At 65.3% G+C, this 24194-nt stretch carries 24 protein-coding genes; 12 read left to right on the forward strand and 12 right to left on the reverse strand.

From position 1 onward, the window contains the following. Window positions 1-61 precede the first annotated feature (61 nt). The 9 genes from ACMGGG_RS14535 to ACMGGG_RS14575 form a co-directional block, all read right to left on the reverse strand. Window positions 62-1417, reverse strand: a complete 1356-nt coding sequence (locus tag ACMGGG_RS14535; protein ID WP_414155759.1) for an MFS transporter — start codon at window positions 1415-1417, stop codon at window positions 62-64. A 61-nt stretch (window positions 1418-1478) separates the two neighbouring features. After that, a complete protein-coding gene (dmpG, locus tag ACMGGG_RS14540) occupies window positions 1479-2492 on the reverse strand; it encodes a 4-hydroxy-2-oxovalerate aldolase (RefSeq protein WP_063545467.1) in 1014 nt (337 codons plus the stop codon). A gap of 4 nt (window positions 2493-2496) precedes the next feature. Further along, window positions 2497-3432 carry an acetaldehyde dehydrogenase (acetylating) gene (locus tag ACMGGG_RS14545; RefSeq protein ID WP_054892123.1) on the reverse strand — a complete coding sequence of 312 codons (936 nt, stop codon included), beginning with the start codon at window positions 3430-3432 and terminating at the stop codon, window positions 2497-2499. A gap of 16 nt (window positions 3433-3448) precedes the next feature. Beyond that, window positions 3449-3646 (reverse strand): tautomerase family protein, encoded by a 198-nt coding sequence (locus ACMGGG_RS14550; RefSeq protein WP_414155760.1) that lies wholly within the window; start codon window positions 3644-3646, stop codon window positions 3449-3451. Window positions 3647-3660: 14 nt separating this feature from the next. Then, the gene (gene dmpH / locus ACMGGG_RS14555; protein ID WP_112898682.1) at window positions 3661-4464 is read right to left on the reverse strand and encodes a 2-oxo-3-hexenedioate decarboxylase; all 804 of its coding nucleotides are present in this window, start codon (window positions 4462-4464) and stop codon (window positions 3661-3663) included. Between the two features lie 12 nt (window positions 4465-4476). Continuing rightward, window positions 4477-5259: a 2-oxopent-4-enoate hydratase gene (gene dmpE / locus ACMGGG_RS14560; RefSeq protein WP_414155761.1), complete on the reverse strand. Its 783-nt coding sequence runs from the start codon at window positions 5257-5259 to the stop codon at window positions 4477-4479. A 10-nt stretch (window positions 5260-5269) separates the two neighbouring features. Next, complete coding sequence (locus ACMGGG_RS14565; RefSeq protein WP_063545472.1) at window positions 5270-6730, reverse strand: 2-hydroxymuconic semialdehyde dehydrogenase; 1461 nt, start codon at window positions 6728-6730, stop codon at window positions 5270-5272. A gap of 20 nt (window positions 6731-6750) precedes the next feature. Then, a complete protein-coding gene (locus tag ACMGGG_RS14570; protein ID WP_063545473.1) occupies window positions 6751-7458 on the reverse strand; it encodes a class II aldolase/adducin family protein in 708 nt (235 codons plus the stop codon). Beyond that, the gene (locus ACMGGG_RS14575) at window positions 7455-8318 is read right to left on the reverse strand and encodes a VOC family protein (RefSeq protein WP_063545474.1); all 864 of its coding nucleotides are present in this window, start codon (window positions 8316-8318) and stop codon (window positions 7455-7457) included. Before ACMGGG_RS14575 ends, ACMGGG_RS14570 begins: the two co-directional genes overlap by 4 nt. A 106-nt stretch (window positions 8319-8424) precedes the next feature. Between ACMGGG_RS14575 and ACMGGG_RS14580 the strand changes: the two genes are divergently transcribed. After that, window positions 8425-9324: a LysR family transcriptional regulator gene (locus ACMGGG_RS14580; RefSeq protein ID WP_414155762.1), complete on the forward strand. Its 900-nt coding sequence runs from the start codon at window positions 8425-8427 to the stop codon at window positions 9322-9324. A 126-nt stretch (window positions 9325-9450) separates the two neighbouring features. Beyond that, the gene (locus tag ACMGGG_RS14585; RefSeq protein WP_112898686.1) at window positions 9451-10230 is read left to right on the forward strand and encodes a TSUP family transporter; all 780 of its coding nucleotides are present in this window, start codon (window positions 9451-9453) and stop codon (window positions 10228-10230) included. A 72-nt stretch (window positions 10231-10302) separates the two neighbouring features. Here the strand turns inward: ACMGGG_RS14585 and nudC are convergent, their stop codons facing one another. Both nudC and ACMGGG_RS14595 read right to left on the reverse strand, forming a co-directional pair. Beyond that, window positions 10303-11133 carry an NAD(+) diphosphatase gene (gene nudC / locus ACMGGG_RS14590; RefSeq protein ID WP_054892132.1) on the reverse strand — a complete coding sequence of 277 codons (831 nt, stop codon included), beginning with the start codon at window positions 11131-11133 and terminating at the stop codon, window positions 10303-10305. Window positions 11134-11169: 36 nt separating this feature from the next. Beyond that, complete coding sequence (locus tag ACMGGG_RS14595) at window positions 11170-11982, reverse strand: crotonase/enoyl-CoA hydratase family protein (protein WP_414155763.1); 813 nt, start codon at window positions 11980-11982, stop codon at window positions 11170-11172. 199 nt (window positions 11983-12181) lie between these two features. Between ACMGGG_RS14595 and ACMGGG_RS14600 the strand changes: the two genes are divergently transcribed. From ACMGGG_RS14600 to ACMGGG_RS14625, 6 genes are all read left to right on the forward strand, one after another. Next, entirely contained in the window at window positions 12182-12799 is a 618-nt protein-coding gene (locus ACMGGG_RS14600) for a dihydrofolate reductase family protein (RefSeq protein WP_414155764.1), read from the forward strand. Between the two features lie 77 nt (window positions 12800-12876). After that, window positions 12877-13842, forward strand: a complete 966-nt coding sequence (locus ACMGGG_RS14605; protein ID WP_414155765.1) for an MBL fold metallo-hydrolase — start codon at window positions 12877-12879, stop codon at window positions 13840-13842. Window positions 13843-13945: 103 nt separating this feature from the next. Further along, complete coding sequence (locus ACMGGG_RS14610) at window positions 13946-14374, forward strand: DUF2231 domain-containing protein (protein ID WP_054892136.1); 429 nt, start codon at window positions 13946-13948, stop codon at window positions 14372-14374. Further along, window positions 14371-15663: a PQQ-dependent sugar dehydrogenase gene (locus tag ACMGGG_RS14615; RefSeq protein ID WP_414155766.1), complete on the forward strand. Its 1293-nt coding sequence runs from the start codon at window positions 14371-14373 to the stop codon at window positions 15661-15663. The genes ACMGGG_RS14610 and ACMGGG_RS14615 overlap by 4 nt, the downstream gene beginning before the upstream one ends. A 320-nt stretch (window positions 15664-15983) precedes the next feature. Beyond that, window positions 15984-17336, forward strand: coding sequence for a glycerol-3-phosphate transporter (gene glpT / locus ACMGGG_RS14620; protein WP_063545483.1), 1353 nt, complete (start codon window positions 15984-15986; stop codon window positions 17334-17336). A 467-nt stretch (window positions 17337-17803) separates the two neighbouring features. Beyond that, window positions 17804-19132: an OprD family porin gene (locus ACMGGG_RS14625; protein WP_414155767.1), complete on the forward strand. Its 1329-nt coding sequence runs from the start codon at window positions 17804-17806 to the stop codon at window positions 19130-19132. 126 nt (window positions 19133-19258) lie between these two features. Here the strand turns inward: ACMGGG_RS14625 and ACMGGG_RS14630 are convergent, their stop codons facing one another. After that, window positions 19259-19774 (reverse strand): DUF3455 domain-containing protein, encoded by a 516-nt coding sequence (locus ACMGGG_RS14630; RefSeq protein WP_414155768.1) that lies wholly within the window; start codon window positions 19772-19774, stop codon window positions 19259-19261. A gap of 385 nt (window positions 19775-20159) precedes the next feature. On the opposite strand from ACMGGG_RS14630, the gene ACMGGG_RS14635 reads away from it, so the two are divergent. From ACMGGG_RS14635 to ACMGGG_RS14650, 4 genes are read left to right on the forward strand one after another with little or no spacing between them, the layout of a single operon-like run. Continuing rightward, window positions 20160-21008 carry a hypothetical protein gene (locus ACMGGG_RS14635; RefSeq protein ID WP_372822433.1) on the forward strand — a complete coding sequence of 283 codons (849 nt, stop codon included), beginning with the start codon at window positions 20160-20162 and terminating at the stop codon, window positions 21006-21008. 15 nt (window positions 21009-21023) lie between these two features. Beyond that, complete coding sequence (locus ACMGGG_RS14640) at window positions 21024-21902, forward strand: DUF3365 domain-containing protein (protein WP_081255285.1); 879 nt, start codon at window positions 21024-21026, stop codon at window positions 21900-21902. A gap of 13 nt (window positions 21903-21915) precedes the next feature. After that, entirely contained in the window at window positions 21916-23289 is a 1374-nt protein-coding gene (locus tag ACMGGG_RS14645; RefSeq protein ID WP_414155769.1) for a serine/threonine-protein kinase, read from the forward strand. After that, window positions 23286-24101: a PP2C family protein-serine/threonine phosphatase gene (locus ACMGGG_RS14650; RefSeq protein WP_414155770.1), complete on the forward strand. Its 816-nt coding sequence runs from the start codon at window positions 23286-23288 to the stop codon at window positions 24099-24101. Before ACMGGG_RS14645 ends, ACMGGG_RS14650 begins: the two co-directional genes overlap by 4 nt. Window positions 24102-24194: the final 93 nt, after the last annotated feature.

Here is a 24194-nt window from a genome sequence, read left to right on the forward strand (position 1 = left end):
CAGGCAAGCCGCGCCCGATGCCGCTTCTGTCAGGAAGCGGGCGCTGGTACTCGTTCAGGGATCAGGAGTGCGCGGGAGGTGCTTCAGCCGGCCAGGCCGCAGATGGCCGGATGCTCAGCCGGTACAGCACGAAGATCGCCGCCGCACCTGCCACCACGGGAATGGCCAGCCAGTGGAAGAACACCACCGGCGTACCGGCCGCGGCGATCAGCCAGGCCCCCAGGGTCGAGCCGACGATGGAGCCGGAACGCCCGCAGGCCATGGCCCAGCTGACCCCAGTGACGCGGGCCGTGGTCGGGTAGAGGGTCGCCGACACCAGGTTAAGGCCGTTCTGCGCACCGGCCACGCCGAAACCGATCAGGAACACCGCCGCCGCCAGGCCATAGATATCGCCCATCAGGTAGCCGGTGACCGCGATCACCACCGCCGCCCCCAGGTAGGAGCAGGCCAGCACACGGTAAGGCCCGACACGGTCCATCAGCAGCGCCAGCAGGATCGCTCCGACCGTGCCGCCCAGCGGCACCATCGCACCGACACGCGCGGCATGGGCGATGTCGTAACCGGCGTCCTTGAGCAGGCTCGGCAGCCAGCTGGTCAGGAGGTAGAAGACGAACAGCGAGCAGAAGAACGCCAGCCACAACAGCAGCGTGCGCACCGCGCGGCCCTCGATGAACAGGTGCGAGATCGGCGAACGCACCTGCGCCGGGCGCTCGTCGTCGAGGATGGTCACCCCGGCGTAGCTACTGCCGGTGATGCGCTCGACCACCTTGCGCAAGGCATCGCCATGCTTGGGGCTCGAAGCCATGAAGCGCACCGATTCAGGCATCAGCCAGGCCAGCAACGGCAGCATGGCCAGCGGCACGATACCGCCGATCATCAGCACGCCACGCCAGCCGAACAGCGGGATGATCTGCGCCGCAAGCATGCCGCCCACCGCAAGGCCCGCGGTGAAGCCGCTCCAGCTCAGGGTGACCATGATCATCCGCCGCCGCGCCGGGGAATACTCCGAGCTCAGGGTGATGCAGGTGGGCATCGCCCCGCCCAGGCCGATACCGGTGACGAAACGCAGTGCGGTCAGCGACTCGATCGAGTGGGCATAGGCCGAGGCCAGGGTGCCGACGCCGAACACCAGCACCGACACCAGCAGCACGCGCTTGCGCCCGATGGCATCGGCGATGGGCCCGAACACCAGGCTGCCGACCAACAGGCCGAACAGACCGGCACCGAAGGCCGGCGACAATTGTGCCGGTAGCAGGCCCCATTCCTCACGCAGGGCCGGGGCGATGTAGCCGATCGCGGCGGTGTCGAAGCCGTCGACCAGAACGATCAGGAAACACAGGGTAAGAACGATGATCTGGTAAGGCGAGATGCGCGCGTTATCGATGATCTCGCCGATTCGGGCAGTGTGCTGGCTCATGGTATTTCCCCTTTTTATTAGGCTTGTGGTTGGGGCAAAGCATTGGCAAGGCGTTGTGGTTTCAGGGTCGCAGCAGGTCCAGGGCAACGTCGACGATCATGTCTTCCTGACCGCCCACCATCTTGCGACGGCCGAGCTCGACGAGGATGTCCACGGTGTTCAGGCCGTAGCGGCGAGCAGCGATCTCAGCGTGGCGCAGGAAGCTGGAATACACCCCGGCGTAGCCGAGCGCCAGGGTTTCGCGGTCAACCCGCACCGGGCGATCCTGCAAGGGCCGGACGATATCGTCGGCCGCATCCATCAGCCGATACAGGTCGGTGCCGTGATTCCAGCCCAGGCGTTCGGCGGCCGCGATGAACACCTCCAGCGGCGCGTTGCCGGCACCAGCCCCCATGCCGGCAAGGCTGGCGTCGATGCGATCGCAGCCCGCCTCCACCGCGGTGATCGAGTTGGCCACGCCCAGGCTGAGGTTGTGGTGGGCATGCATGCCGGTCTCGGTGGACGGGTCGAGCACCGCCTTGAACGCCTGGAAGCGCTCGCGTACATCCTGCATGTTCATCGCGCCGCCCGAGTCGGCCATGTACACGCAGGTGGCGCCGTAGCTTTCCATCAGCTTCGCCTGCTGCGCCAACGGCTCGGGCGCCAGCATATGGCTCATCATCAGAAAACCCACGGTGTCCATGCCCAGCTCGCGGGCGTACTCGATGTGCTGGCGCGAGACATCGGCTTCGGTGCAGTGGGTGGCGATGCGCACCACCCGGGCACCAGCGTTGTAGGCATTCTTGAGGTCATGCACGGTGCCGATGCCAGGCAGCAGCAGCGTGGTGATCTTCGCGTGGCTGATGACCTCAGCCACCGCTTCGATGTACTCGAGGTCCGAGTGCCGGCCAAAGCCATAGTTGAAGCTCGAGCCTTGCAGGCCGTCACCGTGGGCGACCTCGATCGAATCGACCTTGGCCTGGTCCAGCGCGCGGGCGATGTCGCGGGCCTGCTCCAAGGTGTACTGATGGCGGATGGCATGGCTGCCGTCGCGCAGGGTGACATCGGAAATATAGAGTTTCTTGCCGGCGTTCATGTGTTCAGCCCTCCACGAACTGGGTAGCGGCGATGCGCTCGGCGCAGGCCACGGCCGCCGAGGTCATGATGTCCAGGTTGCCGGCGTAGGCCGGCAGGTAGTGCGCGGCGCCCTCGACCTCGAGAAACACCGAAGTCTTCAGGCCGCTGCGCAGCCCCAGCCCCGGAACATTCACCGGCTGGTCTGCCGGGATCACCTCGAACTGCACCTGCTGCTTGAGGCGATAGCCGGGCACGTAGGCCTGCACGGCCTCGACCATCGCCAGGATCGAGCGCTCGACCGCCGCCTGGTCTGCCGGCTCCGACAACACGAACACAGTGTCGCGCATCATCAGCGGCGGCTCGGCGGGATTGAGGACGATGATCGCCTTGCCCTTCTGTGCCCCGCCGAGTTTCTCGATGGCATGGGAAGTGGTCTCGGTGAATTCGTCGATATTGGCCCGGGTGCCGGGGCCTGCCGACTTGCTGCTGATCGAGGCGACGATTTCACCGTAATGCACCTTGGCCACGCGCGATACCGCAGCGACGATCGGTATGGTGGCCTGGCCGCCGCAGGTGACCATGTTGATGTTCGGCGCGGCCAGTTCGGCATCCAGGTTGATCGCCGGAATGGTGAACGGGCCAATGGCGGCGGGCGTCAGGTCGATGACCTTGACCCCGTGCTCCTGCAACAGCGCGTTGTGGCGACCGTGGGCACCGGCGCTGGTGGCGTCGAAGACGATACGGATATCCTTGAAACCCGGCAGCGCCAGCAGGCCCTCGACACCCTTGGCGGTGGTCGCCACGCCCAGGCGCTCGGCCCGCGCCAGGCCATCGGAGGCCGGGTCGATGCCAACCATGGCGCCCATCTTCAGGTGCTGGCCGTTGCGCAGGATCTTGATCATCAGGTCGGTGCCGATATTGCCCGAACCGATGATGGCAACGCTGATCTTGTCGTTCATTGTCGTGGTCCTGTGTTCAGGCTTTGGCACGGCGTTCGGCGAGGGTCTGGCCACCGGCGGTCCACTGGGTCTCGGGGATTTCCTGCAACAGGACGCGCACGCTCTCGACCGATACTTCGAGGCTGTCGGCAATGGCCAGGGTGACCTTGTCCAGCAGCGCACGCTTCTTCTCGGGCGTGCGGCCTTCAGCGATATGGATGATGGCAATAGGCATCTCAGGTACTCCTGTCAGCGTTGGCCGGATGAGGTGAAGCGCATCGACACGCTGCCCAGGTGCTGGTAGCGCACGGTGACGTTGTCGCCCGCCTGCACTGCAATGGCCTCGGTGATGCCGCCGGTCATGATGAAGGTGCCCGCCGGCAGCTCGCGGCCCTTGGCGCCGAGCATGTTGGCGAGCATCGCCACGCTCTGCGCCGGGTGCCCGAGCACCGCGGCACCGGCTCCGGTGGCGACCACTTCGCCGTTCTTTTCCAGCACCACGCCCAGGCACTTGAGGTCGATGCCCTCGACCCCGGACATGCGCCCGCCCGTGACGAAACGTGCCGACGAGGTGTTGTCGGCAATCACGCTCTTGAGGTCGAAACGGAAGTTCTCGTAGCGCGAATCGATCACTTCGACCGCCGGCACGATGAAGTCGGTGGCCGCCAGCACGTCGCCAACATGCACACCCGGCCCCTTGAGCGGGTGCTTGAGGACGAAGGCGATCTCGGCCTCGACCTTGGGGTGGATCAGGCTGTCGACATCGATGGCCGCGCCGTCGAGGCTCGAGCCGTAGTCGGTGAGAAAGCCGTGGATCGGATCGGTGACGCCCATCTGCTTCATCTTCGCGAACGAGGTCAGGCCCATCTTCAGGCCGGCGATACGCACGCCACGGGCCTGCTTGCGGGCGCGGATGGCGTCCTGGATGGCATAGGCGTCGTCCCAGTCCATGTCGGGGTGGGCGTCGGTGATCTTGGCCACCGCCTCACGCTTGAGTTCGGCGTTTTCCAGGTGTTCGGCCAGTTGGGCGATGGTGGCTTGGGACAGGTTCATAGGGGTTTTCCTTCAAACGAAGCGAACAGCGGCCGAGCCGATGCCGCCGAGGCTGATACGCAGTTGGTCACCGGCCTGCACCGGCACCATGGCCGCCAGCGAACCGGAGAGAATCACCTCGCCCTTGTTCAGCGCGATGCCGAGGCGGCCGAGGGTGTTGGCCAACCAGGCCACGGCATTGGCCGGATGGCCAAGCGCGGCGGCACCGGCGCCGGTGGCGACGATCTCGCCGTTCTTTTCCAGGGTCATGCCGACACAGGCCAGGTCCACGTCACGCGGATCGACACCGCGGTCCCCCAGCACGAAGGCAGCGGCGGAGGCGTTGTCGGCGACGGTGTCCTGGATGCGGATCTTCCAGTCGCGAATGCGCGAGTCGACGATCTCGAAGCACGGCATCACATAGGCCGTGGCGCGCAGCACATCGGCCACGGTGACGCCCGGGCCCTGCAGAGACTCCTTGAGCACGAAGGCGATCTCGCCCTCGGCCTTGGGCGCGATGAGGCCGTCGATAGCGATGGCCGCGCCATCGGCGTGGAGCATGTCGCTGAGCAGGTGACCGAAGTCTGGCTGGTCGACGCCGAGCATGTTCATCACCACCTGACTGGTGACGCCGATCTTCTTGCCCAGCACCCGCTCGCCTGCATCGAGGCGCGGCTGGATCATCGCCAGCTGCACCTGGTAGGCCTGCTCCAGGGTGATGTCGGGGTGGGTTTCGGTCAGCGGCGCCAGGGCCTGGCCACACGCCAGGGCCTGGTGCAGTTGCCGGCCGGCGTGCTGGATGTCGTCAAGGTTCATGGAGTGCTCCTCACAGGCGGACGCAGACGTTGCGCAATTCGGTGTAGAACTCCAGCGAGTGCACGCCACCCTCACGGCCGATGCCCGACTGCTTGGCGCCGCCGAAGGCGGTACGCAGATCGCGCAGGAACCACGCGTTGATCCAGCAGATGCCGACATCCAGCGCGCTGCCCAAGCGATGGGCGACCTGCAGGTCGCGGGTCCAGACACTGGCAGCCAGCCCGTAAGGAGTATCGTTGGCCAGGGCCACGGCCTCTTCCTCGGTGTCGAACGGCGCGATGTGGCAGCAGGGGCCGAAGATCTCTTCGCGGATCACCGCCGAGGTTTCCGGCAGGCCGGTCCAGATGGTCGGCTCGAACCAGGCGCCTTCGGCCAGGTGCGCCGGCACCTGGGGAATGCCGCCGCCGCACACCACGGTGGCGCCATCGGCGATAGCCTGGCGGGCGTAGGACAGCACCTTCTCGCGGTGCCCGAGGGAGATCAGCGGCCCCATGGTGGTGCCATGGGCGTTCGGATCGCCCACCACGATGCTCGCGGCGTGCGCCTTGAAGGCCTCGACGAAGCGCTCGAACAATGGCCGCTGCACGTAGATGCGTTCAGTCCCCAGGCACACCTGCCCACTGTTCTCGAACACTGCGCGCCCCAGCCCCTTGACCGCTTTCTCAAGGTCGGCGTCGGCAAAGACGATGCCGGCGTTCTTGCCGCCCAGCTCCAGCGAGACCGGGCGAATGCCCTTGGCCGCAGCCTTCATGATGACCTCGCCAGTCCCGGTCTCGCCGGTGAAGGTCACGCCATCGACATCCGGGTGCGAGGTCAGGAAGGCCCCCGCCGAATCGGCGCCAAAGCCATGCACCACGTTGTACACGCCCGGCGGCACACCGGCCTCGTTCATCACCTCGCCCAGCAACGTGGCAGTGGCCGGGGTTTCTTCGGATGGCTTGACCACCACGGTGTTGCCGCAGGCCAGGGCCGGGCCGACCTTCCAGGTCATCAGCAGCAGCGGCAGGTTCCACGGGCAGACCACGCCGATCACCCCGCGCGGTGCTCGCACGGCGTAGTTGACCGCCTTGCCACCGTCTGGGGTGTCCATCACGAAGCTTTCGGTCGGTACGTTGCGGATCAGGTCGGCGAACACCTTGAAGTTGGCGGCGCCTCGCGGAATGTCGAGGTGCCCGGCCAAGTGTGCAGGCTTGCCGGTGTCGGCCACTTCGGCCGCGACGAACTCGGCGTGGCGACGCTCGATGCCCTCGGCGACCTTGTGCAGCAGCGCAGTACGCTGGGCGACCGTCATCGTCCCCCAAGGGCCTTTGAGGGCGGCACGGGCAGCGGCCACGGCGGCATCGACTTCGGCTTGCCCCGCTTCGTGGACGAGGCCGATGACACTGTTGTCGGCAGGGTTGCGGTTTTCGAAGGTGCGGGCACTGGAGACCCACTCGCCATTGATGAAATGACGAAACGCTTGCGCAGGCATGATCGGTAGTCCTCTGTTTTTTATTCGAATACGGTGTCGCTGGCTTCCGGATCGCCGGCAGTGAGGTATTCCCACATCCGCTCGTAGATCCGCCCGCCACGGGTGGCGCGTTGCGCGCAGGCCTGGGCATCGAGCAACGGGCCGCGCTCGGCCAGGCCTGCGGCCTGCAGTTGCAGCTCGATGCGCGCGGCGTCCTCCAGGTACCAAGTCAGGGTCAGGGCCTCGACCAGCGAATCGCCGGCGACGATGGCACCGTTACCGCGCATGGCCAGGGCCTTGCCTTGGCCGAACAGCTCAGCCAGCGCGCTGGCCTGGGCATCGTCACGCAGCAACTGGACGTCGTCCCACAGCGGGATCGACGGCTGGAAGTAACTGCCCATGCCATGCCGCGGCTGTGGCGTGAGGCCGGCGCAGGACAGCGCCATCACCTGCGCCGGCATGCTGCGGATCACTGCGCCCAGGTCGGCGCGGCGACGGTAGAGCTGCTGGTGGATGCGCACCTCGCCCAGCACGCCGTCTGGCAGCGGCCCATGGACCGGCACCACGGTGCCCGGCTCGCCCACGCCGATCAGGCCCATCGGGCGCGCTGCACAGACCAGGAAGTACTCGGCGTCCAGGCGCAGGCTGCAATGCCCGTAGGCATGCGCCAGGCCGGCGCGGCCCAACGCGCGGGCCGCCATGCGCACCTGGCGTTGCTGCGCCTGGCTGGCAATCGGCTGGCCGCTCATGCCTTGAACTCCGGGATATCGGGTTTCGAACCCCAGGCGCAGTACGACGACGATACGCCGGGGAACTGCCGTGGCTGGTGGCTGGAGTCGTCTTCGGCGCGGATGTGGCTGACCCCGGTGGAATACTCGTAGGTCATGCCGTCCGGCCCTTCGAAGTACAGGAACACCGCACCCGAAGTCGGATGCCGACCCGGGCCGAAGAGGATCTTGATGTTGCGCTCACGCAGGAAATAGTAGGCGCGCATCACGTCGTCGATGCTCTCGACCTGGTGGTTGATGTGCTGCACCCCGGCGTGGCTGGAGGGGAACAGCGCGATCTTGTGGTGCACCTCGTCGATGCGCAGCAGCGGCGCCTCGCCGATGCGATCGCTGACTCGGGCGTTGGCCAGGCGGGTCCAGAAATCCTCGTCGCGGCGGGCGTCGGTGGTGCGCAGTCCGATATGGCTGAAGCCGGTGATGCCGGCGTCGCGGCTGGGGAAGTAGCGGCTGCCGCTGGCGTGGGGGCGCAACACCAGTTCGATGTTGTTGCCGCTGGGGTCCTTGAATCGGATCAGCTCATTGACGTGGCGCACCTCGGCGTCTTCACGCGAGCCGTGCACCACGCTGAAGGCATTGCGTTCGAGCAGCACGGCGGCGTGCTCCAGCTCGTCGCTGCTGGTGACCTCGAAGGCGGTTGTGGTTTCGCGCGGGTCACCCTCGTAGTAGCACAGGGTGTGATCGCGGCTGTCGGAGCGAAAATACACCGCACCGTTGGCCTCGCGGGCCACCTGCAGACCGAGGATCTGCGTCGCGTAGCGGCGTGCATCGTCCAGGTTGGCGGTACCCAGGCGCACGTAGCGGATATCGTGCAGGTTGATCATGGGTGGAGTCCCTTGGTTTTATTTTTGTCTGGACTCATCCTCGCAACCGGCGCTTAATCGCAGAAGCTAATTCTCTTTATTCGCACTATTTGATTTGGTTATAGAGATGCGCACCGACCTCAACCTGCTTCGCGTCCTTCTAGCCGTCTACGAAACCGGCAACGTCACCGCTGCAGCGAAACAGCTGGGCATCAGCCAGCCCGCCGCCAGCGCCGCCCTCGCCCGCCTGCGCCATTCGCTGCAGGATCCGCTGTTCATCCGCTCCGGTGCCGGCATGGAGGCCACGCCACGGGCCCAGGGCATCATCGAGCGCACCCGCGAAGTCATCGAAATCATCGACCGCGACATCCTCAGCAGCCCGACCTTCGACCCTGCCACCGCCGAAGACGAGTTCGTGTTCTGCCTGAGCGAGATCGGCGAGGTGGTGTTCCTGCCGCCGTTGTTCCAGAAGCTGCGCCAGCTCGCTCCGCGCATTCGCCTGCGCACGCTCAGCCTGGCGCCCGATGCGCTCACCGATAGCCTGCATGACGGCAAGGTCGATGCCGTGCTGGGTTACTTCCCCGACCTCACGGCCCCCAACATCTACCAGCAACGGCTGTTCTCCCACGACCTCACCTGCATGCTGCGCCGCGGCCACCCACTGGCCCGCGAGCGCCTGGCGCTCGAGGATTTCGCCCGCATGGAGCACCTGCAGGTGCGCGACGGCAGCCGCCGCCAGGAAATGTTCGAGGCGCACCTGAACGAAGCGAGGATCAAGCGCAACATCGTGCTCGAGACCTCGCACTACATGAGCGTGCCCTCGATCATCGAGCAATCCGACCTGGTGGTGGTGCTGCCACGCACCGTGGCCAATCTGTACCTGGATACCGTGAACGTGCAGATCGTCGAGCCGCCGGTGGAGATCCCGTGCTACGACCTCAAGCAGTTCTGGCACGCACGCTTCCAGCAGGCGCCACGCAGTGTGTGGTTGCGCAGGGTGATCAGCGAGTTGTTTGCGCAAGGCTAGGCACGACGGATTCCCAAGCTCCAGCCACGCTAGCGACTCTGGCAAGGGCGCGTCCCGAGGGCTACCATGTGCAGCCTCTGGCGCGACCTTTTGCCGCGCCCTCGCCTGTAGCCTGAAAGCCGTCCCATGCCCTTCGAACTCACCGTAGAACCGCTTACCCTGCTGATCCTCGCCGCAGTGGCCTTCGTCGCCGGTTTCATCGATGCCATTGCCGGTGGCGGCGGCCTGCTCACCACCCCCGCCCTGCTCACCGCCGGCATGCCGCCGCACCTGGTGCTGGGCACCAACAAGCTCAGCTCGACCTTCGGCTCGGCCACCGCCGGGTTCACCTACTACCGGCGCAAGCTGTTCCACCCGGCCCAGTGGCGCCTGGCGATCGTCGGCACCCTGAGCGGCGCGCTGATCGGCGCGGTGATCGCGCACTACATGCCCGCCGAATGGCTGAACAAGATGCTGCCGGTGATCGTCTTCGCCTGTGGCGTGTACCTGCTGTTCGGCGGCACCCCCAAGGCGCCGCTGGATGCCGATGCACCGATCAGGAAAAAATGGCAGTTCCCCCAGGGTTTCAGCCTTGGTTTCTACGACGGCGTGGCAGGCCCCGGCACGGGTGCGTTCTGGACGGTAAGCACACTGCTGCTCTACCCCATCGACCTGGTACGTGCCAGTGGTGTGGCGCGCAGCATGAACTTCGTCAGCAACATCGCGGCGCTGACGGTGTTCGTGATTTCCGGGCAGGTGGACTACATCGTCGGCCTGGCCATGGGCGTGTCGGTGATGATCGGCGCGTTCTTCGGCGCCCGCACCGCGATCAGCGGCGGCAGCAAGTTCATTCGCCCGGTGTTCATCACCGTGGTGCTGGCGCTGACCGTGCGCCTGGCCTGGCAGCACTGGTTCGGCCAGGCCTGAGCACCGGCCTAGCCCTCATCTGGACTTACCCCGATGACAACCCCGTCGCGGTTGCACGCGGAACAGCCCTGATCAGGTCGGCAGCACCGGCTCTGCCAGCCCCAGACGCCGCGCCACGTACAGGTCGATCAGGTAGCGGGCGATGGAGCGCCCAGCGGGCAATGGCGGCAGGTCGTGCACGCTGAACCACTGGGCATCCTCGATCTCGTCAGGCTGCATGACGATCTCGCCGCCGGCGTACTCGGCGTGGAAGCCCAGCATCATCGAATGTGGGAACGGCCAGCACTGGCTGCCCACGTACTGGATATTCTTGACCTGCACCGCCACTTCCTCGCGCACTTCGCGCACCAGGCAATCCTCCGCCGACTCGCCTGGTTCGGCAAAGCCGGCCAGGGTGCTGTAGACCCCGGTGACGAAGCGCGGCGAGCGCGCCAGCAGGATTTCGTCGCCACGGGTCACCAGCACGATCATGCTGGGCGAGATGCGCGGGTAGCTGCGCAGGTCGCAGGCCTGGCAATGCATCGCCCGCTCCCAGCGAATCTGCGTCATCGGCTGGCCGCAGCTGCCGCAGAAACGATGCTCGCGCGCCCAGGTGCCGATCTGTGCGGCGTAACCCAGCAGCTTGTAGGTGTCGAAGTCGCCTTCGAGCATGAACTGGCGCAGGCCGCGCCAGCTCATGCCCGGCAGTTCGCTGGCAGTGCGCAGCTCCAGGAGGAACACCGGTTCGCCGTCGAAATGACCGATACCGTGCTCGCAGAGCACGTCCAGCTCCTGGCGCTTGAGCCAGTCCCGCGGGAACAACGCACCGTTGTCGTCCACCAGGAACCCCGCAGGGCTGCGGGCGACGGCCAGGCCGCCAGCGGTCTGCGGGTCGAGTACTGCGGTAGTCCAGCGTGCTGACATGTTCGGATCCCTTCAGGCGCGTGCGCCGTCGGGAAGTCAGTCGGCGAACGTCGGTTTCTGTTTGTTCATGTGGGCCGCCACCGCGACCCGCAGGTCTTCTGACTGCAGCATGGCGGCATTCCAGGTGGCGATGTACTGCAGGCCATCGTCGATACGATGGTCGCGCATGTAGCTGATCATTTCCTTGGTGCCGGCCACGGCGATGGGCGATTTTCCTGCAATTTCCCGGGCGATGGCAAAGACCCCGTCGAGCAATGCAGCCTGGTCGTCATAGACCCGGTTGACCAGGCCGATGCGCAATGCCTCGGTGGCGTCGATCATACGCCCGGTGTAGGCCAGCTCACGCATCATGCCGTCGCCGATGATACGTGGCAAACGTTGCAGGGTGCCGACATCGGCGGCCATGCCCATGTCGATTTCCTTGATCGAGAACTGCGCATCAGCGCTGCAATAGCGCATGTCGCAGGCCGACACCAGGTCGATGGCCCCGCCGATGCAATAGCCCTGAATCGCCGCCAGTACCGGCTTGCGGCACTTGTCGACGGCCGTGAACGAGCTTTGCAGGCGCAGGATGGTGCGGCGCAGCAGGCGCGCATTGCGGCCGGCGTCCTTGCCCATCTGGCCGGCCAGCGAGGCCAGCATCATCAGGTCGATCCCCGAGGAAAAATGCTTGCCCGCGCCGCTGACAACCACCGCCCGCACCGCCTCGGTGTCGTCGATCCACTGGAAGATTTCGACGATTTCCTCCCAGAAGGCCGCGTTCATCGCGTTGATTTTTTCCGGGCGATTGATCTGTACATGGGCGAAGTTGTCGGTCAGTTCGACCTTGAACGCGGTGTACTCGGTCACGGGCGGCACTCCTGTGGGGAAAGGGTTCACGTGCCGGACTATAACGCACCTGCAAGGCGGTGCTTATGCCAAAGGCGGGACTGATCGCCGCGGGTAACAAATGGGCTGTCGATTCGCGCCTTGCCCGTTCGACCAATGTTCAGGAACCGCAGTGACCTATTCTTCCACTGCCCCGAACCCCCCTCGCGAGGACATCCCCATGCGCACACTCATCGTTGCCGCGTTCGTCAGCCTGGACGGCGTCATGCAGGCCCCTGGCGGCCCGCAGGAAGACACCAGCCAAGGCTTCGGTTTTGGCGGCTGGCTCGTGCCCTATGCCGACGAGACCTTTGGTCGGGCCATGCAGACGCTGTTCAGCCAGCCCTTCGAACTGCTGCTGGGGAGGCGTACCTACGACATCTTTGCCGGCTACTGGCCCAAGGTAGACGCCGACTCGGACAACGCGCCCATGGCCGAGCTGTTCAACAAGGTGCCCAAGCACGTCGCCACCCACCACCCTGACACCCTCGACTGGCAAAACAGCCGCGCCCTGGGCGCTGATGTGATCCAGGCCGTCCACGCGCTCAAGCAGCAGGACGGCCCGGCACTGCTCACCCAAGGCAGCGCCGAACTGGTACAGCAACTGTTGGCTGCCGGGTTGGTGGACGAGCTGCGCCTGTTGATCAACCCGGTGATGCTCGGGCACGGCAAGCGGCTGTTCGCAGACAACGCGCAACCGGCAGCGCTGAGCCTGGTCGAGTCCTTGAGCACGCCACGCGGGGTACTGCTCGCCCATTACCGGCGCAGTGGCGCGGTGCAGACCGGCAGCTTTGCCTGACACAGCGCCCAACCCGGGTTGTGCCCACCGGCGTGTCGCGTCTTAGAATAGGCCGACACTCTCTGGAAGCATTTCATATGGACCTGCTGTTCCTGGGCACCAGCGCCGGAGCGCCCACCACGGCGCGCAATGTCAGCGCCACGGCCGTCATCGACACGAGCGGCAGCGGCTGGTATCTGGTCGACTGCGGCGAGGCCACCCAGCACCAGCTCCTGCACACACCGTTATCGGTCCGAGACCTGCGCGCGATCTTCATCACCCACGTACATGGCGATCACTGCTTCGGCCTGCCCGGCCTGCTGGCCAGCGCCGGCATGTCCGGGCGCAGCGAGCCACTCGAGTTGATCCTGCCAACTGCCCTGCACGACTGGGTGCGCCTGAGCCTTTCGGTCAGCGACACCTACCTGCCCTTCGAGCTGCGCCTGCACGCGGCCGAAACCTTCGGCACCTGGAGCAACACCAGCCTGCAGGTCAATGCAGTCGAGCTGTCCCATCGGGTGCCGAGCCGTGGCTATGTGTTCACCGAGATCAACCCCGAGCCCCGCCTGGACATCCAGCGCCTGGAGGCCGACGGCATCCCGCGCGGCCCGTTGTGGGGCGAACTGGCCAAGGGCACTGCCGTGGTTCACGAGGGCCGCATGCTCGATCCACGGCACTACCTGCGCGCCTCCCGGCCTGCGCGACGGGTCATCGTCTGCGGCGACAACGATCGCCCCGAGCTGTTGGCAGAGGTTGCCAGTGACGCGGATGTACTGGTGCACGAAGCGACCTTCACCCAGCCACTGATCGAACGCACCGGTGTCAGCTTCGGACACAGCAGTGCCGAGGCGGTCGCGCGCTTCGCCCAGGCCGCCGGGGTGAGGAATCTCGTGCTCACGCACTTCAGCGCGCGCTACCAGGGCGATCCACGGCGCAGCCCGTGCATCGACGACATCCACGCCGAAGCCCAGACCCACTACGACGGTTGCTTGATACTGGCGCGCGATCTTGAGCGTTATCACCTGGACCGAAACGGGCAACTGATACGCGAGCAAAATACTTGAACGCGAAATTGCACTGAACCAACCGACCACCCGCGCGATCCTTCCCTAGGCGCAGCCAGCGTAAAAAATCGCTGGCTTTCATCGCCAACGACAAGGAGCCGCCATGACCACGACCGTCCACGACCCCTACCGGTGCACGCCCGGGCCGCTGCATGCGACCCTGCTGGCCGGCACCGTGCCGCTGTTTCTCGGGGCACTGATCAGCGACATCGCCTACTACCAGACCTTCCAGATCCAGTGGAGCAACTTCGCCGCCTGGCTCATCGCCGGAGGGCTGCTGTTCTGCGGCCTGGCCGTGCTGTTCGCGTTGGCCAACCTGGTGCGCGCCGAGCGCAAGGCCGGTCGCCCGGTGCTGTACGTGCTGCTGTTGGTGGTGACCTGGCTGCTGGGGCTGGTCAACGCCTTCGAGCACGCCAAGGATGCCTGGGCGGTCATGCCCTCGGGGCTGGTGCTGTCGGTGATCGTCAGCGTGCTGGCCTGCATCGCCACCTGGATTGGCCTGACCAACCTGCGCTCGGGAGGTGCTGCATGAAGACGCCCCTCGCGCTGTCGATCCTGAGCATGAGCCTGCTGCTGGCCGCCTGCGGTGGTGAAGGCGATGCCACCCAGGCCCGCGGCCCCGACCCGAAACTTCCGGCCCCCGAACGTGGCCTGCTACCGAGCATGAAGATCGCCGAGCCGGCACTGTGGGGCGAGCAGAAACCCAAGGTGCCGGACGGCTACAGCATCACCGCCATCGCCACCGACCTGAAGATCCCGCGCCAGACGCTGATCCTGCCCAACGGCGACATCATCGTGGCAGAAGGTCGTGGCGGCAATGCCGCCAAGCTCAAGCCCAAGGACGTGATCGCCAGCCAGATCAAGGCCAAGGGCAACACCCAGGTCAAAAGCGGCAATCGCCTCACGCTGCTGCGCGATGCCGATGGCGACGGCCGCTACGAAGTGCAGACGGTGTTCGCCGACAACCTCAACGCCCCCTACGGCCTGGCGTTTGCCGATGGCAAGCTGTACGTGGCCAATCAGGATGCGCTGGTGCGCTTCGATTACCAGGACGGCCAGACCAAGGCCGACGGCCCGCCGACCACGCTCACCGAGCTGCCCTCGGCGATCAACCACCACTGGACCAAGGCGCTGACCATCAGCCCGGACGGTCGCTACCTGTATGTGGGCATCGGCTCGAACAGCAACATCACCGAGCGCGGCATGGAAGTGGAGATCGACCGCGCGATGGTCTGGCAGATCGACGCCCAGACCGGCGCCCACAAACCCTACGCGACCGGCCTGCGCAACCCCACGGCGCTGACCATCCAGCCTGATTCGGGGCAACTGTGGGCGGTGGTCAACGAACGCGACGAGCTGGGGCCGGACCTGGTGCCGGACTACCTGACTTCGGTGCGCGAAGGGGCCTTCTACGGGTGGCCCTGGAGCTACTGGGGGCAGAACGTCGATACCCGCGCGCAACCGCAGAACCCGGAGAAAGTCGCCGCCGCGATCAAGCCGGACTACAGCCTCGGCTCACATGTCGCCGCCCTGGGGGTCGATTTCTCCCTGCCGGCGATGGGCGAGCAGTTTGCCGACGGTGTGTTCGTAGGCGAGCACGGCAGCTGGAACCGGCCCAATCCTGTTGGCTACAAAGTGATCTTCGTGCCGTTCAGCAACGGCAAGCCAGCGGGTGAGCCAATCGACTTCGCTACCGGTTTTCGGGGTGAGGATGGCAAGACCCGCGGCCGCCCGGTGGGGGTGACGGTGGATCCGAAAGGCGCGCTGATCATCGCCGACGACCTGGCCAATACTGTGTGGCGGGTGACGCGTAATCAGTGATGCGCTAAATCAAGGCCAGCCCGCCCCCACAGGGGGATGGCTGGCCTTGAGGTTATGAACCACACCCGCCATGGCCTTGAAATCTGGCGCCAGCTCAGCCCTGCCGCGCCGAAAGCCAAGCCTACCCCGCCCAGCACCACCACCGATGTCTCCAGCAAACGCAACGACATCGCCCCCCCAACAGCCAGACCCCGTCCCTGATCACGATCTGACGGAGCGTTCGCAAAGCAACACTCCAGCCTGTGAAAGCGATATTTTTTTCTGTAACGAAAATGTAATATTCGCTTTCGCAGATAAAACAACAACGTTGGAGTACCCCGATGTTTGCCTTCTTCCGCCCCGCCGTGCACCGGGCGCCGCTGCCCGCTGAACAGGTCGACAGTACCTATCGCCGCCTGCGCTGGCAGATCTTCGCCGGCATCTTCTTCGGTTATGCAGGCTATTACCTGCTGCGCAAGAACTTCTCCCTGGCCATGCCTTACCTGATCGACGAGGAAGGCTACACCCGCGGCCAGCTCGGTCTGGCAATCTCGGCCATCGCCATTGCCTACGGCCTGTCCAAGTTCCTCATGGGCCTGGTGTCCGACCGCTCCAACCCCCGCTACTTCCTGCCCTTCGGCCTGCTGGTGTCGGCAGCGGTGATGTTCGTGTTCGGATTCGCGCACTGGGCCACCTCCAGCGTCACCATCATGTTCATCCTGCTGTTCATCAACGGCTGGGCCCAGGGCATGGGCTGGCCGCCGAGCGGACGGACCATGGTGCACTGGTGGTCGCAGAAAGAGCGCGGCGGCGTGGTGTCGGTGTGGAACGTGGCACATAACGTGGGTGGCGGCCTGATTGGCCCGCTGTTCATCCTCGGCCTGGGCTGGACCAACGACTGGCATGCCGCCTTCTATGTACCGGCCGCCGTGGCGGTGCTGGTGGCCGTGTTCGCCTTCGTCACCATGCGCGACACCCCGCAATCGGTGGGCCTGCCGCCGATCGAGGAGTACAAGAACGACTACCCCGAAGGCTACGACGCCAGCCACGAACAGGAATTCAGCGCCAAGCAGATCTTCGTCAAGTACGTGCTGCGCAACAAGATGCTCTGGTACATCGCCCTGGCCAACGTGTTCGTCTACCTGCTGCGCTACGGCGTGCTCGACTGGGCGCCGACCTACCTCAAGGAGGCCAAGCACTTCACCGTCGACAAGACCTCCTGGGCCTACTTCTTCTACGAGTGGGCAGGCATCCCCGGCACCCTGCTGTGCGGCTGGATGTCGGACAAGATCTTCCGTGGCAATCGCGGCCTGACCGGCATCGTGTTCATGGCCCTGGTCACCGTTGCCACCCTGGTGTACTGGCTCAACCCACCGGGCAACCCCACCGTCGACATGATCGCGCTGTTCTCCATCGGCTTCCTGATCTACGGCCCGGTGATGCTGATCGGCCTGCAGGCGCTGGAGCTGGCGCCGAAGAAAGCCGCCGGCACCGCCGCCGGGTTCACGGGTCTGTTCGGCTACCTGGGCGGCTCGGTCGCAGCCAGTGCCGCGATGGGCTACACCGTCGACCACTTCGGTTGGGACGGCGGCTTCGTGCTGCTGGTCGGTGCCTGCCTGCTGTCGATCGCCTTCCTGCTGCCGACACTGCGCCACACTCAGGTTGCCAGCAGCCGCCGCGAAGCGGTGGTGTGATCGGCTGATATAACGCCCGCGACAAACAACAAGGCCGGTGACATTCTTTGTCACCGGCCTTGTTGTTTCTGCTGCAGGAAAGTTGCCCACTGCCCTTCCAGGCGCGCTGAAATCAGTGCGCAAAAAAATGGCTCTTCGCCACCCGTCATTAAATACCAGGCATAAAAAAGCCGCCTGAAACCAGGCGGCAAACAACCAAAGGGCGATAAAGTGGAGCCCACCCAGGAGGTGCTCTAGCACGGGGGATGTCCTGAGTGCACGAATACTTTATCGGGGCCGACTTTAACCCCATAGTCATTCGATACTGCAATCAAAAACCGTGATTTCGATTATCAACGAAACACAATGGCATGCACGGCGCGGCATTTGTTACTAGTAGCCCGGCATCAATACCGGCTACACCCTTACAACAATTACATTCCTTTACCCAGACACCTGCCTCAACAATTCCAACCAAGGGGTACGACATGTCGACATTCCGCCTCTCCATGCTGAGCGCGGCGTTGCTGTGCGCGCCGTTGCAAGCCGCATTCGCCGAAGCCGTTTCGAGCCAGTCCGAAGCCAAGGGATTCATCGAGGGCAGCGAGTTGAATGCACGCCTGCGCAACTACTACTTCAACCGTGATGGCAAGTCGCAAGGCCCGGATCGCCGCGACTGGACCCAAGGTTTCATCCTCAACTACAGCTCCGGCTTCACCCAGGGTACCGTGGGCTTCGGCGTCGAAGCGTTCGGCCACCTGGCAGTCAAGCTCGACGGCGGCAAGGGTACCTCCGGCACCGGCAACCTGCCCGTCAGGGACAACGGCTCACCCGAAGACGACTACGGCCGCGCCGGTGGTGCGTTGAAAGTGCGCATCTCCAAGACCGAACTGCGCTGGGGCGACTTGCAACCCACGGCGCCAGTATTCGCCGCCGGCGGTACCCGCCTGCTGCCGCAAACCGCCACTGGCTTCAACCTGCTCAGCAGCGAGATCAAGGGACTGGATCTGGAAGCGGGCCACTTCACCGGCGGCAACGGCCCGGTCACCACCAATGGGGACCATGGCCTGTGGGCCTCCTACGCCAATATCCAGGCTGACAGCATCGACTACATCGGCGGCAAATACGCAGTCAACGATGCCCTGTCGGTATCGCTGTACGGCTCCAAGCTGCAGGACATCTGGCGCCAGTACTACGGCAACGCCAACTACATCCTGGCGCTGGCCGACGACCAGTCGCTGAACTTCGACTTCAACCTCTACCGCACCAACGACGATGGTCGCGCCGACGCCGGCGCGATCAACAACACCACCTGGTCGTTCTCCACCGCGTACAGTTTCCTCTCGGCGCACACCATCACCCTGGCCTACCAGAAAGTGCACGGTGACACCCCGTTCGACTACGTCGCCTTCGGCATCAACGGCCCGGGAGACACCGGTGACGGGATCTTCCTGGCCAACTCCATCCAGTACTCGGACTTCAACGGGCCAGAGGAAAAATCATGGCAGGTGCGCTACGACCTGGACATGAACACCTTCGGCGTGCCGGGGTTGAGCTTCATGGCCCGCTACGTCAACGGCCATGGCATCGACGGCAGCAAGATGGCCGCGGACAGCAAGTACCTGGGCTATGGCTATGGCGAGGATGGCAAGCATCATGAGACCAACCTCGAAGCCAAGTACGTGGTGCAGTCCGGCCCCGCCAAGGACCTGTCGGTGCGCCTTCGCGAGGCGATCCATCGGGGCAATGCCGACCAGGCCGAAGGGGATGTCAACGAGTTCCGGGTGATCGTCGACTACCCGCTGTCGATTCTCTGATCGCGACGTCAGTGCCGGCCCTATCGCGGGCAAGCCCGCTCCCACAGGTCGCCACTGGCCCTTGCAGGAGCGGGCTTGCCCCGCGATGAGGCCGGCACTGAAATCCATCAAACCCTGAACACTCCATCACCGCCCCAGAAACACATACCGCGCGCTGTACGGTTCAACGTGCAGCGCGCCCTCCCGGGTGCAGCTTCCGGCAAACTTGCCACCCTGGGTATCGAGCCGCTGCACCTCGTCCACTCCACTCAACACGCCCTGCCCCTGGTGGCTGGCAACCTCCAATTGCAACAGCGCGATATCCTGCTCGCCCGCGCCCGGCGCCTGGGCCACGACCTTGCCGGTCACCCGGCTGCCGTCGTCCATCTCCCAGGACGGCCCGACAAAATGGTGGCCGACGGTCTTGCCGCCTCGGGTGAGGGTGGCCAGCGGTTCGCGAAATGCCCATTTCAACTGCCCGGTTTCATCGGCCCGGCAGTCATAGACCTGCACCCCCACTGCTTGCACAGCGAGGATCTCGGCCTTGCCCGGCGCGACGGTGAAGCTGGCCGGCGCCGCGCCAGCGAGCAGTGGCACGGCCAGGGCGCAGACGCCGAGGAAAGCGCGGCGGCGTTGCGGGGTGGTGCATGAGGTCGGGTGCATGGTGTTTTGCCTGTGATCAATGGGGACCTCTACACAACAAGCCAGCCCACCCGTTTATTCCCGCTGTATCTACCGGCCCTATCGCGGGACCAGTCGCAACGGCGAACCGCCGCTCCCACAGGTTCATCATCGTTATTGAAAGCGGTGGGGTGCCTGTGGGAGCGGCGGTTCGCCGTTGCGACTGGTCCCGCGATAGGGCCAGCAATGCCAACGAATAACCCGCGCGCCCACAACGAGAACACCCGCCACCGCCCTTTTATTCCATGATTTCATTCAATACATCCCCTTGAAATACATAGAAAAAATTGACGTTCATCGCACCCCGTGAATCGGTAGCCTGCGCTCATCCCGGGGCTACCCCTTTCGTACACACGATGACCGAACCGTGAACAGAACCGCGCTCCTCCCTCTCCTGGCTAGCCTGCTCCACCTCTCGCCACTGCTCGCCGCCCCGGCAGATATCGGGGTGATCAGCGCGGCGGAAAAGCCCGTGCAACTGCTGCGTGCCACGAGCGTCTACCAAGCCAGCGCCGGCGCCCGCCTGCAGAGTGCCGACTACCTCGAAGCCGGCAGCACAGGCGTGCTCATCGACCAACTGGCCGGCACACGCATTGCCCTTGGCCCGCACACCCGCCTGTATCTGGAACACACTGGCAACACCACCCATCTCAACCTGCTGCAGGGCTGGCTCAAGCTGCAACCGTTGAGTGGCGTACCCCAAGGCAATCTACGGGTCAGCACCGCCAACCTGGCGCTCGATGCGAGCAAGGCCGCCAGCGTCATCCATGCCGACGCCAGCGGCACCGAAGTGTTCGTCGAAGACGGCATGGTCAGCGTCCGTGATCCGGGGCAGAAGCCGCGCGACCCTGCCAGGCAGGTGCTGCGCCGCGAAGAATTTGCCCAGGCCAAGGGCCAGGGCCCCGTGAGCGCGCCGGGTCGCCCCAGTGGCGACTTCATCGGCGCGATGCCGCCCGCCTTCTTCGACCCGCTGCCCAGCGTCGCCGCCCGCAAGCTCACAGCCGACCCGCTGAACAAGCTGCGTGAAGCCAGCTTCGCCGACGCCAGCCCGCTGCTGCTCGGCCCCCTCAAGCTCAACGGCGCATCCCTGGCCACGCGGTTCACACCGCGCCTGGCCGATCCGGCCTTCCGCCAGGCCATCGTGCAGCGCTTCGGCGGCACGCTGGACTGGGAAACCGCGCTGTACCGATTCGAACGCAAGAACGCCACGCGCTGACACCCCGGAGCCCCCATGAAACTGACCCTGGCCGTACGCTTCAACCTGGTGTTCCTGGCCGTCTTCATCGTTGGCTTCATCGCCAGCAGCCTATTTGCCAACTACCTGCTGCAAAAAAGCGCACGTGAAGAATCATTGGACAAGGCACGCATGCTCATGAGCGCCGCCAGCGCCAGCAGCACCTACACCGCCGAACAGATCGTGCCGCTGCTGGAGAACCGCCTGAAGTTCGAATTCCTGCCACAGTCGATCCCCTCCTTCGCCGCCACCGAGCAGCTCCAGCAACTGCTCAAGACCTACCCCGACTTCCTCTACAAGGAAGCCACCCTCAACCCGACCAACCCACGCAACAAGGCCACCGGCTGGGAAACCGAGGTGGTCGAACAGTTGCGCGGCAAGCCCGACACCCAGGAACTGATCGGCGAGCGCAGCGATGGCAAGGGCCCGGCGCTGTTCGTCGCCCAGCCGATCCAGATTACCGACCCCGCCTGCCTGGCCTGCCACACCTCCCCGGAAACCGCACCGAAGACCGTGGTCGACCGCTACGGCACGCACAACGGCTTCGGCTGGAAGCTCAACGAGATCATCGGCGCACGCCTGGTCTCGGTGCCGCTGGCCGTGCCGCTGCAGCGGGCCAGCGAGTTGCTGCACACCTTCATGCTGTCGCTGCTGGGGGTGTTCGTATTCCTGTTCTGCGCGCTGAACGTGATGGTCCACCTGTTCGTCATCCGCCGCCTGCGGGCGATGTCGGCACTGGCCGACCGGGTCAGCCTCGGCGAAGACGACGTGCCGGAGATGGACGTCAGCGGCCACGACGAACTGGCACGCATGGGCCAATCGTTCGTGCGCATGCGCACCAGCCTGGTCAGCGCCATGAAGATGCTCGAAGAGTAACCGGGAGCCCACCATGCTCGAACAACTGGGCAAGTACCGCATCGACAGCGTGCTCGGCAAAGGTGCCATGGGCACCGTCTACAAAGCCTTCGACCCGCACATCGCCCGGGTGGTGGCGCTCAAGACCATCCGCCGCGAGTTGCTCGGCGACGCCCAGCAGCACCAGTTGCTCAGCCGCTTCCAGAACGAGGCCCACGCCGCCGGGCGCCTGAGCCATCCGAATATCGTCGCGGTGTACGACTACGGCGAAGACGACGGCGCAGCCTACATCGCCATGGAGTTCGTCGACGGCATCGCCCTCAACACCCGCCTGCAGAACCAGGAGCCGCGCCAGTTGGCCCAGGTGCTGGGCTGGATGCGCCAACTGCTCGGCGCCCTGCACTACGCCCACGCCAAGGGCGTGGTGCACCGCGACGTGAAGCCCGCCAACCTGCTGATCACCGCCGACAACCAGGTCAAGGTCACCGACTTCGGCATCGCCCGCATCGACACCTCGGTGCTGACCCAGACCGGCTCGATGATCGGCACACCCAGCTACATGTCGCCCGAGCAGTTCTGCGGCGAGCTGGTGGATGGCCGCTCCGACGTGTTCTCGGCAGGCATCGTGCTGTACCAGTTGCTCACCGGCGAGCGCCCGTTCTCGGGTTCCGCGACCATGGTGATGCAGCAGATCCTCAACCAGACCCCGGTGCCGCCGTCGAGCCTGAACCCGACCCTCGACCCGCAGTTCGACCAGCTGATTCGCCAGGCCCTGGCCAAGCGCCCGGACGAGCGCTTCGCCTCGGCGCAGGACTTCCTCGACGCCCTGGAAGCCCTGTCCGGCCCACAGACACTGGGCAGCGTGGAGCTGGACGACGACCGCACACGGCTGCTGATGCCCACCTCGTTTAGCCACGCCAGCCTGGGCAGCGCGCCGACCAGCAGCAGTGAAGCGGCGGACACCCTGACCCCGTGGAAACGCCAGGTCCGCCCGCAGCTCGAATCTTTGCTGTCGCAACAGATCGGCCCGCTGGCGCGCCTGCTGGTCAAGCGCAGCCTGGCCAGCGCCGACGACTTCGCCAGCCTGCGCAGCGCCCTGCTGCCGCACATCCCCTCCGAGCGTGGCCGCGAGCAGTTCGTCGCCGCCACCGAAGCGCTGCTGCCCTCGACCGAAACACTGCCAGCCCAAGACACCCTGGTCAGCCAACCCGGCACGCCAGAAGCATTGGACCCCGCATTCCTGGAGGCCAGCGAAGCGCGCCTGACCTACCTGATCGGCCCCATCGCCCGCATCGTCATGCGCCGTGCCCTGCCCCGCGCCAGCACCCGCCAGGCGCTGTTGCAGACCCTGGCCGAACACATCCCCGACCCCGCCCAACGCAGCGCCTTTCTCGAGGAGCAGCCATGAGCGCGCCACAAAACCACATGGCCACCGCGCCCTGCCTGCTGCGCGGCGGCATCGCCTTCGGTCACAGTGACACCGGCCCAGTGCGCCAGCACAACGAAGACCACTTCCTGATAGACCCACGCCTGGAACTGCTGGCCGTCGCCGACGGCATGGGCGGCCACCAGGCCGGCGCCCTGGCCAGCGCCCTGGCCCTGGAGTCGCTGCGCGACTGCCTGACGCACCAACTGGCGCACGTCACCCACACCTCCAGCGACCCCGACGCTACCTGCCAAGTGCCCTCGATGCAGGCCCTGAGCGTGCTGCACGAGGCGCTCGAAGCGGTCAACACCCGCTTGTACGCGCACAACCACACCCGCCAGCTCAGCGAAGATCGCGGCATGGGCACCACCCTCACCGGCATCTGGCGCCCCCAGGCCGGTGGGCCGTTGTTGGCGTTTCATGTGGGAGATAGCCGCCTGTATCGCTATCGCCACGGTGAGCTCGAGCAGTTGAGCCGCGACCAGACCTGGTACCAGCAGGCGCTGGACGCCGGGCATTTCGATCGGCTGCCGGCGCGCAACGTGCTATTGCAGGCGATCGGGCCAGCGCCACGGGTGGAGCCGCAGGTGTGGGTGCAGGCGGTGCAGGCGGAGGACTTGCTGATGCTGTGCAGTGACGGGGTTCATGGGTGTGTGCCGCATCATGAGATGGCGCGGGTGCTGGAAGTTGCCGGGCGGGAGAGTCTGGCGGGGAGTAGTCAGCGGTTGATTCAGCTGGCGGCGGAGTATGGGGGGCGGGATAACGCTACGGTGGTGTTGGTGAAGTTTGAGTGAGGGATGGTAGGGGCTGGCCTCACAGGATTGCTGGTATTTTCGAAAATGGTGCGTTACCTGGGGCCGAGTTGGGCCCCCAAGGCTGTTCATTAG

The sequence above is a fragment of the Pseudomonas sp. BNK-44-b genome (assembly GCF_047456245.1).
Lineage (GTDB): Bacteria > Pseudomonadota > Gammaproteobacteria > Pseudomonadales > Pseudomonadaceae > Aquipseudomonas > Aquipseudomonas machongensis.